Raw genomic sequence first — 13,339 nt, 5'->3', positions numbered from 1 at the left:
CATGCGCGGACGCACGATGTGTGGCATCCTTGCGAACTTTGCGGCACGCCCCGTGCTGTTTCGTTAGTACCACCACGTTGATTTAAGGATTTTGTAATGAAGAAAGTTATCCTCGCCATCGCCGCCACCGTCGCTGCCCTTAGCGCGATCGCTCCTGCGCAAGCGAATGAACACCACCACACCGAATGCCATAAAGTGCGCGTCCATCACCACTGGGAACGCCACTGCCACTAACCGTGGCGCACGCCTCTGGGCGAGCATCGAAAAGCCCCGCTACACGCGGGGCTTTTTTCTGCGCGTCCGGATCAAGGAGGACCCCAACGGCGCACGATGTCTCTACGTTCGTCGCGAATGCGACAGCACGCAATCACGGACACATGCTGTTACACCTTTGTGGCGCGAGTAACCGACAGACAACCTCGCGGAACGCGAATCGAACGAACGAAATAGCGACGACAAGCAAGTAAAAGGGAAAGTGAAACGACTGCGAAACACTGAGCGCCGACAACTGCGATTCAGCGACTGCGTACGAGACGAGACGAGACGAGACGAGACGAGACGAGACGAGACGAGACGAGACGAGACGGCAGAGTATACCGGGAGCGCTGGAGGTGCCGGAATGCGCAGCAGGCGATCGGCGAGTCGCACACCTTCGTGCAATGGTGATCACCGCCCGAGCAGGCCACACGCATCAAACCCCAGATCGGTTCGCTGAAGTACCGCGTCGGCGCGCGCAGCGCCGCCGGAGGAATGACGGCCTGGTCACTCACGCTGGGAGGTGCGCAGGCTCAATCTCTACGGAGCCACGATCCCCTCCAGGCCAGGGGAGCCGCTTAAAAGTTAGCGGTGTGAGCCGCTTTCTTTTGCCTACTTTTCTTTGCGGCGGCGCCCCGAAGGAAGTCCACTTGGTGGGCAAAGAAAAGTAGGTGCCGCCCCGCACAGGGGCAACACTAATAAACCAATAAAACCGCAAGGAAAGGCCAAAGAACTCAGAACAGGAAAACGCCACCGCCAAAGGCAAAAAAAACCTCACTCAGCCAAAACCCGCTCCAAAGCCGCTCTAACCAACTCCTCAATCAAAGGCTCAACCTTGGCAGCCAGCAATTCATCATACCCATAAGGCATCTGCTCCTGCATATAAGTAACCTGCGCCAACTCGAGCTGCACAGCATGCACTCCACCCTCAGGCCGCCCATACTCGCGGGTGATATACCCGCCTTTAAACCGTCCATTGGACACAGCAGAATACCCACCATGCCGCTCCGCCATAGCGGCCAACTCTTCCCCAAGTCCAGCGACAGCACTCACCCCATTAGAAGTACCGAAGTTAAAATCCGGCAACCGCCCTTCAAAAAACCGCGGTACGTGCGAGCGAATCGAATGCGCTTCCCACAACAGCACCTTACCGTGCGTCGCCTTCAGCGCGGCAATCTCACTCGCCAGCGCCTCGTGATAAGGCTTCCAGTACAAATCACGCCGCCGCGCAACTTCCGCCTCATCCGGCAGATGTCCATCCAGATACAGCGGTTCCTTATCGAACGTATCGACAGGCAACAAGCCAGTCGTATCCTGCCCGGGATACAGATTCGCACCATCAGGCGGACGATTCAGATCGATCACATATCGCGCGTAGGTGGGTGCCAGAATCGACGCGCCCATGCGTTTCGCAAACGCATAGAGCCGATCGAGATGCCAGTCGCAGTCGTCGGTGCGTTGCGCGACCGGCGTCATCGTCGCGGCGATGTCGGCGGGAATTTGCGTGCCCAGATGCGGGATCGAGATGAGCAGCGGCAGGCTTCCGCGATGTAGCGAGAAAACCGGCGGTGCGGGTTCAGCAGACGAAGCAGTCATGTCAGTCCGGAATCAATGGAATCGAAGGATCACTTCAGCAATTCAGCGAGCGCCGCACGATAGCGCGCATAGGCACCCTCTTCGTCGCGATGCCGGCGGTTATCGACGACCTTGTCGCCGCCCGCGTAGACGTCGCGAATCGGCGTCTCGCCATGCTCACAGAATACAACGCCCGACAACCAGGCGTTGGGCGCGTGCTCGGCGATGCTCGAATGATCCGCATCGAGCACCAGCCAGTCAGCACGCAGGCCGGCCTGCAACGCGCCCACCGCGCGGCCCGTCGCATGCGCGCCGCCATCGAGCGCGGCATCGAACAGACGGTCGGCCACATGCGTGGCCTGCGCGGACACCAGCACATTGCGCTGACGGCGCGTGAGACGCTGGCCGTATTCGAGCAAACGCAATTCCGCGCGCCAGTCGACGCCGATGTGGCTATCCGAGCCGACACCGATGCGCCCTCGCGCGTCGAGATAATCCTGTGCCGGGAAAATGCCGTCGCCGAGATTGGCCTCGGTGGTCAGACACAAACCGGCGACCGCGCCGCTCCTCGCGAGCGCGAGCGTTTCATTCGCATCGACATGGGTCGCGTGCACGAGGCACCAGCGGCTATCCACGTCGAAGCGATCGAGCAACCATTGCACCGGGCGCGCACCTTCGGTTTCGAGGCACGCGTCGACCTCAGCGGTCTGCTCGGCGATATGGATATGCACCGGCGCGCCTGCATCGATGCCGCCCAGCAGCGCGCGCAACGAATCGGCCGACACCGCGCGCAGCGAATGAGGCGCCACGCCATAGCGCAACGCCGCGCTTTCCGGGCGCGCCGCGCGTACCGTGCCGAGCAGATCGAGCAGGTTGTCCGGCGTATTGATGAAGCGCTGCTGATCTTCACGCGGGGCACGCGAACCAAAACCGCTGTACTGATACAGCACCGGCAGCATGGTCATGCCGATGCCGCTCGCCGACGCGGCATCCACGACACGCTGCGCCAGTTCCGCCTGATTCGCGTAGCGGCTGCCATCCGGCGTGTGATGCACGTAGTGAAATTCGCAGACGGATGTATAGCCCGCCTTCAGCATTTCGATGTACAGCCATTGCGCGACGGCAGCGAGTCCTTCAGGCGTGATGCGCGCGGCAAAGCGGTACATCAGATCGCGCCAGCTCCAGAAATTGTCGGTAGCCCCTGTGCCAGATGCGGCGCGATACTCGGTGAGACCGGCCATGGCGCGCTGAAAAGCATGCGAATGAAGGTTCGGCATGCCAGGCAATACCGGACCGGCGGCTTTCGGCACACCGGCAGGCACCGCTGCCATATCGGGCGTCACCGCCGTAAGCGTGCCTGCAGCGTCCCACTCCAGCAGCACATTGCGGCGCCAGCCACCGGGCAGGTACGCGTGGTCGGCGAATAGCGATTGCTTCGTTTGCGTCATCTTCAGGCCTTAGCTCAATTCACGGCGCGTATAAACCGTTTCGCCCGCACGCACGACTCGCGCGCACAACGGACGTCCAATCCAGTAAGCCAGCTCGGCCAGCGAATCGACCGACCACACCGCGAAATCCGCCGCGCGCCCTGCTGCCAGCGCGCCATGCGTATCCGCCTTGCCGAGCGCGCGCGCCGCGTGAACCGTCACGCCTTGCAGCACTTCGGGCACCGTCATGCGGAATAGCGTGGTCGCCATGTTCATCATCAGCAACAGCGAGGTGGCGGGCGAGGTGCCCGGATTGCTGTCGGTGGAAATCGCGATCGGCACTTGATAACGCCGCAGCAACGCCAGCGGCGGCAATTGCGTCTCGCGGATAAAGTAGTACGCGCCAGGCAGGAGCACAGCCACGGTACCCGCTTCTTTCATCGCGACGACACCGGCCTCGTCGAGAAATTCGAGGTGATCCGCGGACAACGCATGGTGACGCGCCGCGAGAGCCGCGCCGCCGCCATTGGATAACTGCTCGGCGTGCATTTTCACCGGCAGCCGGTAACGCTCTGCAGCGTTGAACACGCGCTCGCTCTGTTCCAGCGAAAAACCGATGCGCTCGCAGAACACGTCAACGGCGTCGACCAGGCCTTCGTCCGCGAGCGCGGGCAGCATGGTGTTGCAGACTTCGTCGATGTACGCATCGGCGCGTCCCGCGAACTCGGGCGGCAATGCATGCGCGCCGAGAAACGTCGTGTAGACCGACACCGGATAGCGCTCGCCCAGTTGCCGTGCCACGCGCAGCATCTTGCGCTCGCTGGCGAGATCGAGGCCGTAGCCGGATTTGATTTCGACCGCCGTCACGCCTTCGGCGAGCAAGGGCTCGAGCCGCGCGGCGGATTGACTGAACAAGGAAGCTACATCGGCGGCACGCGTGGCGCGCACCGTGGAGACGATGCCGCCGCCCTGCCGCGCGATTTCTTCGTAACTGACGCCGGCGAGGCGCTGCGCGAATTCATCCGCGCGCTGACCGCCGTACACCAGATGCGTATGGCAGTCGACGAGACCCGGCGTCACCCACGCGCCGTGCAGATCTTCGCGCGGCCACGCGGTGTATTCGGCGGGTAGTTCGGATGCTGCGCCGAGCCATGCGATCTTGCCGTCTTGCACGGCAATCGCAGCGTCGGTCAGCGTGTGTTGGGGATCGCCCTGAGGGCAGAGTTTCAGGTGATGCCAGACGGTTTGCTTCATCGCGTGCTCTTTGCAGCTCGTTGCGTGTCTGTGGTGGTCCGCGGCACGCTTTTCAAGCGTGAGCGCGAACCGTCGTCATCGTCAGGCGTAGCGGATGCTGATCGCGAGCAACGCGCCCGCGCCTTTGATCGTGCATGACAGCGCGTTCGGCGTGTCGATGCGCAAGGTGTCGTTGCCGGCCAGCGACAGCGCTTGCGTCGCCTCGCCGAGCGTCACGTCGATCGGCCCGCTTGCGCAGAACAGCAGCACCACGTCGCCGGACAACACCGCGTGCGTACCGTCACGCCATACTTCGACCGTACCCACCGCTGCGCCGCGCCGCACCATCAGGTTGAAGTCGCGCGTCGCGCCGTCGACAAGGCGCGCATCAATCGACGCTTCGCCGGCGAACCGCGCAATATCGAGCGGTGCGGTCAACGCGTGCGTATCCATCTCGCCCGCCGCCGAGGTTTCATCGAGCAGCATGCCCGCGCCGGACAACAACGCAAGCGTACGGTCGATACCGGCAAAGCGCGAGAACGGCCCGGCTTGCGCCACGTCGGCGACGCTCACGCGCCACACGAACGCGTCGAGCCCGGCGCCCTCAGGAAACGCCGCCACTTCGCGCGTGACGCCGCCGCCGTTCTTCCACGGCGTCGCCACGAGGTCGGCGCCGCGAATCAGCGTCGTCTTGACTGACTGCGCCAGGTTGCCGGCAACCGTCACGATCAACGACCCAGCATCGGCAGATTCAGGCCTGCCTCGCGCGCCGTTTCCTGCGCGAGTTCATAGCCCGCATCCGCGTGACGCATCACGCCGGTGGCCGGATCGTTGAACAGCACGCGACCGAGGCGCTCTTTCGCCGCATCCGTGCCGTCAGCCACGATCACGACACCCGAGTGCTGACTGAAGCCCATGCCGACGCCACCGCCATGGTGCAGCGAGACCCACGACGCGCCGCCTGCCGTGTTCAGCAGTGCGTTGAGCAACGGCCAGTCGCTGACCGCATCCGAGCCATCCTTCATCGATTCGGTTTCGCGATTCGGGCTCGCCACCGAACCGGTGTCGAGGTGATCGCGGCCGATCACGATCGGTGCCTTCAGCTCGCCGTTCTTCACCATTTCGTTGAACGCCTGGCCCAGACGATAGCGATCCTTCACGCCAACCCAGCAGATCCGCGCCGGCAGACCCTGGAACGCGATACGTTCGCGCGCCATGTCGAGCCAGTTGTGCAGATGCGGATCGTCCGGAATCAGTTCCTTGACCTTGGCGTCCGTCTTGTAGATGTCTTCCGGATCACCCGACAGCGCAACCCAGCGGAACGGACCTTTGCCTTCGCAGAACAGCGGCCGGATATACGCCGGTACGAAGCCCGGGAAATCGAACGCGTTTGCAACGCCCATTTCCAGCGCCATCTGACGGATGTTGTTGCCGTAGTCGAGCGTGGCCGCGCCGCGTTCCTGCAGCGTCAGCATGGCCTGCACCTGCTTGGCCATCGACTGCTTGGCGGGCAGCACGATGCTGTCCGGCACGGTCTTCTGACGCTCGCGCCAGTCTTCGACATTCCAGCCTTGCGGCAGGTAGCCGTGGATCGGATCGTGCGCGCTGGTCTGGTCGGTCACGCAATCCGGGGTGATGCCGCGCGTCACGCACTCAGCGAACACGTCCGCCGCGTTGCCGAGCAGGCCGATCGACACCGGCTTGCCCGCCTTCTTCGCTTCCTCGAGCATGGCGAGCGCTTCGTCGAGGGTCGCTGCTTTCTTGTCGACGTAACGCGTCTTCAGACGGAAGTCGATCCGCGTCTCGTCGCATTCCACCGCGATCATCGAGAAGCCCGCCATGGTCGCGGCCAGCGGCTGCGCGCCGCCCATGCCGCCCAGGCCGCCCGTGAGAATCCAGCGGCCCGACGGATCGCCGTTGAAATGCTGGTTCGCCACCGAGAAGAACGTCTCGTAGGTGCCCTGCACGATGCCCTGGCTGCCGATATAGATCCAGCTGCCCGCGGTCATCTGGCCATACATCATCAGACCCTTGCGATCGAGTTCGTGGAAGTGTTCCCACGTCGCCCAATGCGGCACCAGATTCGAATTGGCGAGCAGCACGCGCGGTGCGTCCGCATGCGTCTTGAACACGCCGACCGGCTTGCCCGATTGAATCAGCAACGTCTCGTCTTCGTTCAGGTCTTTCAGCGACTTGAGAATCTGATCGAAGCAATCCCAGTTACGCGCCGCGCGGCCGATGCCGCCGTACACGACCAACGCGTGCGGATGCTCGGCGACTTCCGGGTCCAGATTGTTCTGGATCATCCGGTAGGCGGCTTCCGCAATCCAGGTCTTGCAGGTCTTTTCCGCGCCGCGCGGTGCGCGGATCGTGCGGGTGGGGTCCAGACGCGGGTCGATGTGTTTCGGGTTGTTCATGGTGGCCCTCGGGGTACTTGAAGATGATCGAAGAGAGATGATCGGGATCAGAGTCGAAACAGGCGAAATCAGAAATGTCCGGTGAAGCGATAGCGGCTGCCGGGATGCCACAGATTGGCGACCGAAGCCACCTGGCTTTGCGACCACGTGCGCCGATGCAGCACGAGGCACGGTTCGAGTTCGTCCATGGTCAGCAACTGGCGCGTGTCGGCGTCGGCGGCGAGCGCCTCGATGCGATACTCGACGCGCTGCAGCGGCGCCACCCGCACCAGATACTGATTCGGCGTAGTGTTGGTGAAGTCCTGCAATGCGTACTCGGGAGCGACCGCCGGATTGACCCAGCGTTCCTCGAGTTGCACAGGCTCGTCGTTTTCGAAATGCAGCACGCGCGAATGAAACACCGGACTGCCCGCGCTCACCTGCATTTCTTCGGCGAGTGCTTCGTCCGCGATGGTCGCGCCAATGTGCAGCACGTTCGCCTGATAACGATGACCGCGCGCGACGATTTCGTCGGAGATGCTGCGGATCGCCACCAGTGTCGATTCGTACTTGGGACGGGCCACGAAGGTGCCCGAACCCTGCACACGCGTGAGGACCTGCTCCGAGGTCAACTCGCGCAATGCACGGTTGACCGTCATGCGCGCGACGTTGAATTCGCGCGCGAGCTCGTTTTCGGAGGGCACCTGGTCGCCTTCAGCCCATTCGCCCGCATGGATGCGGCCGAGGATGAAGTCCTTGATGCCCTGATAGGCCGGTGCGTTCATTGGCGTGATCTGCCTGACTGTGTGCGTACTGCGCTTACTGTTCGGACGCGAACGAGAACGGGCTCAGCTTCGCGATCGTGCCGTTCTGCACGAGACGCGTCACGGCCGCGATATCCGGTGCGAAATAGTGATCGAGCTCGTAATGCGCGACGTCCTTGCGCACTGCGTCCATCACCTTCTGCAAGCTCGGGCTCGTCTTGTGCGGCGCGCGCAGATCGACGCCTTGCGCAGCAGCGAGCAACTCGATCGACAGAATGTTGGCGACGTTTTCAGCAATGTCGCCAAGCTTGCGCGCAGCGAACGTCGCCATCGAAACGTGGTCTTCCTGGTTCGCAGAAGTGGGCAGCGAATCGACGGAGGCCGGATGCGCGAGCGTCTTGTTCTCCGACGCGAGTGCGGCGGCGGTCACGTGAGCAATCATGAAGCCGGAGTTCACCCCACCGTCGCGCACGAGGAACGGCGGCAGGCCCGACAGCGTGGCATCGATCAGCAACGCAATGCGGCGTTCGGCCAACGCGCCGATTTCGGCAACAGCAAGCGCGAGATTGTCGGCCGCGAAAGCAACCGGCTCAGCATGGAAGTTGCCGCCCGACAGCACTTCGCCCGTGTCCGGGAAAATCAGCGGATTGTCCGACACGGCATTGGCTTCGATCAGCAGGACGTCTGCGGCGTGGCGCATCTGGTCCAGGCACGCGCCCATTACCTGCGGCTGGCAGCGCAGGCTGTACGGATCCTGCACCTTGTCGCAATCGGCGTGCGAGACGTTGATCGCCGAGCCTTCGAGCAGCGAACGGTAAGCCGTTGCCGCATCCGTCTGGCCCTGATGTCCGCGCAATTCGTGAATACGCGCGTCGAACGGCTTGACCGAACCCATGGCTGCGTCCACCGACAACGCGCCCGCCACCAGTGCGGTGCGGTACAGGTCTTCGATGGCGAACATGTTGTAGAGCGCGAGTGCGGTGGAGGCCTGCGTGCCGTTCAACAGCGCGAGGCCTTCCTTCGCCTGCAGCGTGAGCGGCTTCAGGCCGACGAGCGCGAGACCTGCGGTAGCCTGCATGCGCTCGCCCTTGGCGAACACCTCACCGACGCCGAGCAACACGGCCGACATATGCGCGAGCGGCGCGAGGTCGCCCGACGCGCCAACCGAACCCTTGACCGGGATCACCGGCAGGACGTCAGCGTTGTACAGCGTGATCAGCGCTTCCATCACTTCACGGCGGATGCCAGAGTGACCGCGGCCGAGGCTCGACAGCTTCAGCGCGATCAACAGACGCACCACCGGACGCGACATCGGCTCACCCACGCCGACCGCGTGCGACAGCACCAGATTGCGTTGCAGCAGTTCGAGCTGGTCGTGCGGAATATGCGTGCTGGCCAACCGCCCGAAGCCTGTGTTGATGCCGTAGGCCGGCTCGCCCTTCGCAGCGATATCGGCGACGGCTTTGGAGCAGGCGTCGATGGCGGCATGGCTGGCGGGATCGAGTTGCAACGTGACATGTTCGCGTGCGATCTGGCGCAGTTGCGGGAGGGTCAGGTAGCCGGGCTTCAGAATCATCATGGTGTTGTGTCCTGTCTTGTCTATACAATTCAAGAGGAAGTCTAGCGGCGTCGGCTTGTATATACAACTTGTTTTTGCACGCTCGGGGCCAGGGGTTTCCATTAGGGTGGGATGCTGATCTAGCCTATTCCAGACATACGTATGACTTAAATCGGGTCTTCAGCAGGCCGCGGCCTCCGGCACCATCAACGCCGTTCATTACCGTCAACTTGTATATACACATTGGAAACACGCAGCGGCAAGCGGCCAAAAAGAGTCCGGGCGGCCCGCAAAACAGCGGCCGGCCATTAGACCGTTATAGGAGAACCCGCTGACGGCGCAAAAAAGCCCGCGAACTCATAAGCGCCGCGGGCTTTTTCAGGCGCGTGACAGACCAGCGAACTGCTAGAGCTTCACCCGCTCCGTCATAAAGTCCAGGAAACACTGCACCCGCCCTGCCAGCGAAGCGCTCTGGTAGTACACCGCGCTCACCGGCTGCCGCTCGTCCACCAGGACGTTGTCGAGAATCGGCACCAGCCGTTCTTCGCGCACATCGGCGGCGGTCATGAAATCGGCCAGGCAGGCGATGCCCCAGCCCGAGAGCGCCAACTGACGCAAGGTTTCGCCGCTCGACGCGGTAATCGCCGGCTCGATTTTCAGCGTCGCCGGATGGCCCTTGCGGCCCTCGCGCAATGGCCAGAGATTCAGATGCTCAGGCGCCGTGAAGCCGATCAGGCGATGCTTGCGCAGCGCCTCCACCGAACGTGGCTCGCCATATTCGGCGAGATACGCCGGACTCGCGAGCACCCGTAGTTTGCTGGTGCCGAGCGCCCGCGCATGCAAGGTCGAATCCTGCAGCGCGCCGATCCGGATCGCGATGTCCACCTTCTGTTCGAGCAGATCGACGATACGTTCGTTGCTGGTCAACTCGAGGCGAACCTCCGGATAGAGCGCCGAAAATGCCTTCATATAGGGTGCAATGCAATGAAGCATGAACGGCGACGCCGCATCCACGCGCAAGCGCCCCGAGGGCCGTACGCGCCCGCGCGTGACGGATTCCTCGGCTTCCTCCATCGCGTCGAGAATGGCCCGCGCGCGCCGCAGGAAGGCCTCGCCCTCCTCGGTCAGTTGCAGGCGGCGGGTCGTGCGTCGCACCAGCGCGGTGTCCAGTTTCTTTTCAAGGCGTGTAAGGGCGCGGCTCACGCCGGAGACCGTCTGCTGCAATTTCTCCGCCGCCGCCGTGATCGAACCGCTATCGATCACCGTGACGAACACCAGTAACTCGTCGGTCGAAGTCTTCATTGTTGATTTCAAATCAAGATTGATTTGAGACTAACACGCTTTTTGCGAGAATCAAGACGGTGGATACTGCTTGCCAGTCATCGTGTTTCCACATCAAGGAGAACGTCTTGAAGATCTTTATTACTGGCGCAAGCGGCTTTATCGGCGGTTCGATCGCGGCGCACCTCGTGCGCGCCGGCCACCATGTGCGGGGCCTGATCCGCAATCCGGACCACGGCGCCGAGTTGGAGCGCCTTGGCATCGAACCCGTGATCGGCACGCTCGACGATCGCGCCCTGCTGATCGCCGAAGCCCAGGCCGCGGACGCGGTCATCAATGCGGCGAGCAGCGATCACGAAGGCGCCGTGAAAGCGCTGATCGAAGGCCTCGCCGGTTCCGGCAAGCCGTTTCTGCATACGAGCGGTTCGAGCATCGTCGGCGATGCCTCGGGCGGCGAAGCGGGCGCCGCGCGCATCTATCAGGAAGACGCCCTCCCCGAGCCGACCGCGGATAAGGCGGCACGTGTCGCGATCGATCAGCTCGTGCTGGACGCCGCGCAGCAGAACATCCGTACAAGCGTGCTGTGCAACACGCTGATTTACGGTCACGGCGCCGTGGCGGGCAGCGCAAGCGTGCAGTTGCCGCGCCTCCTGCGTCAGGCGCAAAAAAGCGGTGTCGTGCGGCATGTGGGTAGCGGCGGCAACATCTGGTCGAACGTGCATATCGGCGACGTCGCCGAACTCTATCGGCTCGCGCTGGAGAACACGCCGGCAGGCACGTTCTACTTCGTCGAAAGTGGCGAAGCGTCGTTCCGCGACATGAGCGCCGCAATCGCCCGCGCGCTGAAAATGGGCGAGCCGCAAGACTGGCCGCTCGAAGAAGCGAAAAAGGAATGGGGCTACGAAATGGCCTCGTACGGGCTCGGTTCGAACAGCCGGGTGCGCGGTGAACGCGCGCGCAAGCTGCTCGGCTGGCAGCCCAAACGCACCTCGGTGATCGACTGGATGGAGCACGAGATGGTGTCCGGCCAGGAGACTTCCGCCGGGGCGGCTGCCTGAGGCGAGTTCCTGCGGGGGCGCCCCCAAGAGGACTTGCTTCGCGGCGCCCCCCAAGAGGACTTGCTTCGCGGCGCCCCCCAAGGGGGCTTGCTTCGCGGCGTAAGCTGTGTAAGCGTCGCCGTTGCTAATCCGTAAGCTCAGATCGATAGAATCGCGCCAATGTCATAGCGTGATTCGATAATCCGGGTCGCGCGCGAGCCCGGATTTGAACGATGAACTTGGCGCTGAATTTTGACTGGCTGACCAATCTGCTGGCGATACTTTTCGTCGTGGCGTGCCTTTACGATGCACGCTACGACGAATATGGCACGTTGACTTTGTCAGCGGCCGCGATGGGTCTCATCGTGATGGCCATCGAGGTATTTCTCAAGCCCGCCTTCGACATGGCGCTTTGAGGAGAAAGACGCTGCACATTGCGGCGTCTTCTGCTCATTAGCTCAACATCAAACCGCGACTTCCGGCGGCGCCTGGCGGAAGCAGCGCGTGATCCAGCCGAGATAGCACAATCCCACCACGAACCACACAGCGCCGAGCACCAGCGCGGTCTTCTCCAGGCTCACCAGCAGCCACACATCCGCAATCGCGCCGAGCAACGGAAACAGCAGGCCGCCGATCACGCCCATCGCATTCGCACTGCCTCTCGCGTTAAAGAACTGACGGATCACACACAGATTGACTGCGGTGAAGGCGAGGAACGCGCCGAAATTGATGAACGAGGTCGAGGTCGCGACATCCAGCTTCAATGCCACGAGACCGATTGCGCCCGCGATCGCAATGTTCAGCGCCGGGGTCTTGAACTTCGGATGAACGAAACCGAAGATGCGCTTGGGCAGCACTTCGTCGCGCCCCATCGCATACAACAGACGTCCCACGCTTGCCTGCGCCGAGATGCCCGACGCGAACTGCGCGAGGATCAGGCCGGCCAGAAACACCGTCACGAAGATATCGCCGCCGACTTTGCGCGCGACTTCGAACGCGGCCGAATCCGGGTCCTTGAACACCGCGCCCGGGTGCGCAAGCTGCACCGTATACGCAGCGATCACGAAGATCGCGCCGCCAATCAGCGCGATCAGGACGATCGCACGCGGCATGGTCTTTTCGGGGGCGATCGTTTCTTCCGTCAAGGTCGAGACCGCGTCGAAGCCGAGGTACGAATAAGCGGCAATCGCGGCGCCGGCCATCGTCGCCGATAACGGCACGTGCGGCTTGAAGAACGGTTCAGCCGAAATCAGACCACCGGGGCCAGCCGCCGCCGTCACGTAGTGGCAGCACAGCACGACGAACAACGCGACGATCGCCAGTTGCACCACCATCAGCACGATATTGAAGCGGTTCGCGAGTTCAATGCCGATAATATTCAGCGCGCTCGTCAGCACAATGAATGCGACGATCCAGATCCAGCTCGGGATGTGCGGAAACGCAGCGCTCAGATACGCAGCGCCGATCAGCCAGATCACCATCGGCAGGAAAAAATAATCGAGCAAGGTGGCCCAGCCGATCATGAAGCCCAGATGCGGGTTGAAGGTTTTACGCGTGTACGTATAGGCCGAACCGGCCACGGGGAAGAGGCGCGCCAGCTTGCCGTAACTGAGCGCCGTGAACACGATGGCGATCAGCGCGATCAGATAGGCGAGTGCCGCGGTGTCGCCGCTCGCGCTGGCGAGCACGCCGTAGGTGCCGTACACGATCAGCGGCGCCATATAAGCGAGGCCGAATAGCAATACCGAAGGCAGGCCAAGCGTGCGCTTCAGATGCGCCGCCTGCGGTGCGGCGGAAGAAGGTGAGCTCATGC

The 13,339-nt window shown here is 62.7% G+C and carries 12 protein-coding genes; 3 read left to right on the top strand and 9 right to left on the bottom strand.

All coding sequences use genetic code 11. The features are described from left to right. Nucleotides 1-96: 96 nt before the first annotated feature. Nucleotides 97-234, top strand: coding sequence for a hypothetical protein (locus PQR27_RS05915; RefSeq protein ID WP_408522784.1), 138 nt, complete (start codon nt 97-99; stop codon nt 232-234). Nucleotides 235-1,029: 795 nt separating this feature from the next. On the opposite strand, the gene hutG is transcribed toward PQR27_RS05915, so the two are convergent. The 8 genes from hutG to PQR27_RS05875 all read right to left on the bottom strand — a co-directional run bounded on the left by hutG (nt 1,030) and on the right by PQR27_RS05875 (nt 10,510). Further along, nucleotides 1,030-1,851: an N-formylglutamate deformylase gene (gene hutG, locus PQR27_RS05910; RefSeq protein WP_408522783.1), complete on the bottom strand. Its 822-nt coding sequence runs from the start codon at nt 1,849-1,851 to the stop codon at nt 1,030-1,032. A gap of 29 nt (nt 1,852-1,880) precedes the next feature. Further along, nucleotides 1,881-3,278, bottom strand: coding sequence for a formimidoylglutamate deiminase (locus PQR27_RS05905; RefSeq protein WP_408522782.1), 1,398 nt, complete (start codon nt 3,276-3,278; stop codon nt 1,881-1,883). Nucleotides 3,279-3,287: 9 nt separating this feature from the next. Beyond that, complete coding sequence (gene hutI, locus PQR27_RS05900; RefSeq protein ID WP_408522781.1) at nt 3,288-4,511, bottom strand: imidazolonepropionase; 1,224 nt, start codon at nt 4,509-4,511, stop codon at nt 3,288-3,290. A gap of 81 nt (nt 4,512-4,592) precedes the next feature. Beyond that, nucleotides 4,593-5,216 carry a HutD/Ves family protein gene (locus PQR27_RS05895; protein ID WP_408522780.1) on the bottom strand — a complete coding sequence of 208 codons (624 nt, stop codon included), beginning with the start codon at nt 5,214-5,216 and terminating at the stop codon, nt 4,593-4,595. A gap of 2 nt (nt 5,217-5,218) precedes the next feature. Continuing rightward, complete coding sequence (gene hutU, locus PQR27_RS05890; RefSeq protein ID WP_408522779.1) at nt 5,219-6,907, bottom strand: urocanate hydratase; 1,689 nt, start codon at nt 6,905-6,907, stop codon at nt 5,219-5,221. Between the two features lie 68 nt (nt 6,908-6,975). After that, complete coding sequence (hutC, locus tag PQR27_RS05885; protein ID WP_408522778.1) at nt 6,976-7,671, bottom strand: histidine utilization transcriptional repressor HutC; 696 nt, start codon at nt 7,669-7,671, stop codon at nt 6,976-6,978. A 34-nt stretch (nt 7,672-7,705) separates the two neighbouring features. Beyond that, the gene (hutH, locus tag PQR27_RS05880) at nt 7,706-9,229 is read right to left on the bottom strand and encodes a histidine ammonia-lyase (protein ID WP_408522777.1); all 1,524 of its coding nucleotides are present in this window, start codon (nt 9,227-9,229) and stop codon (nt 7,706-7,708) included. A 384-nt stretch (nt 9,230-9,613) separates the two neighbouring features. Continuing rightward, on the bottom strand, nt 9,614-10,510 hold the full coding sequence (locus tag PQR27_RS05875) for a LysR substrate-binding domain-containing protein (protein ID WP_408522776.1): 897 nt from the start codon (nt 10,508-10,510) through the stop codon (nt 9,614-9,616). Between the two features lie 107 nt (nt 10,511-10,617). On the opposite strand from PQR27_RS05875, the gene PQR27_RS05870 reads away from it, so the two are divergent. Both PQR27_RS05870 and PQR27_RS05865 read left to right on the top strand, forming a co-directional pair. Continuing rightward, a complete protein-coding gene (locus PQR27_RS05870) occupies nt 10,618-11,547 on the top strand; it encodes an NAD-dependent epimerase/dehydratase family protein (RefSeq protein ID WP_408522775.1) in 930 nt (309 codons plus the stop codon). 212 nt (nt 11,548-11,759) lie between these two features. After that, nucleotides 11,760-11,942 carry a hypothetical protein gene (locus tag PQR27_RS05865; RefSeq protein WP_408522774.1) on the top strand — a complete coding sequence of 61 codons (183 nt, stop codon included), beginning with the start codon at nt 11,760-11,762 and terminating at the stop codon, nt 11,940-11,942. Nucleotides 11,943-11,990: 48 nt separating this feature from the next. Here PQR27_RS05865 and PQR27_RS05860 read toward each other — a convergent pair whose 3' ends face one another. After that, entirely contained in the window at nt 11,991-13,337 is a 1,347-nt protein-coding gene (locus PQR27_RS05860) for an APC family permease (RefSeq protein ID WP_408522773.1), read from the bottom strand. Nucleotides 13,338-13,339: the final 2 nt, after the last annotated feature.

Origin of the sequence: Paraburkholderia fungorum (assembly GCF_046027215.1) — a bacterium.
GTDB lineage: Bacteria > Pseudomonadota > Gammaproteobacteria > Burkholderiales > Burkholderiaceae > Paraburkholderia > Paraburkholderia fungorum_D.
The sequence above is the reverse complement of the archived record's forward strand: the minus strand, read 5'-3'. Positions and strand labels throughout refer to the sequence as shown.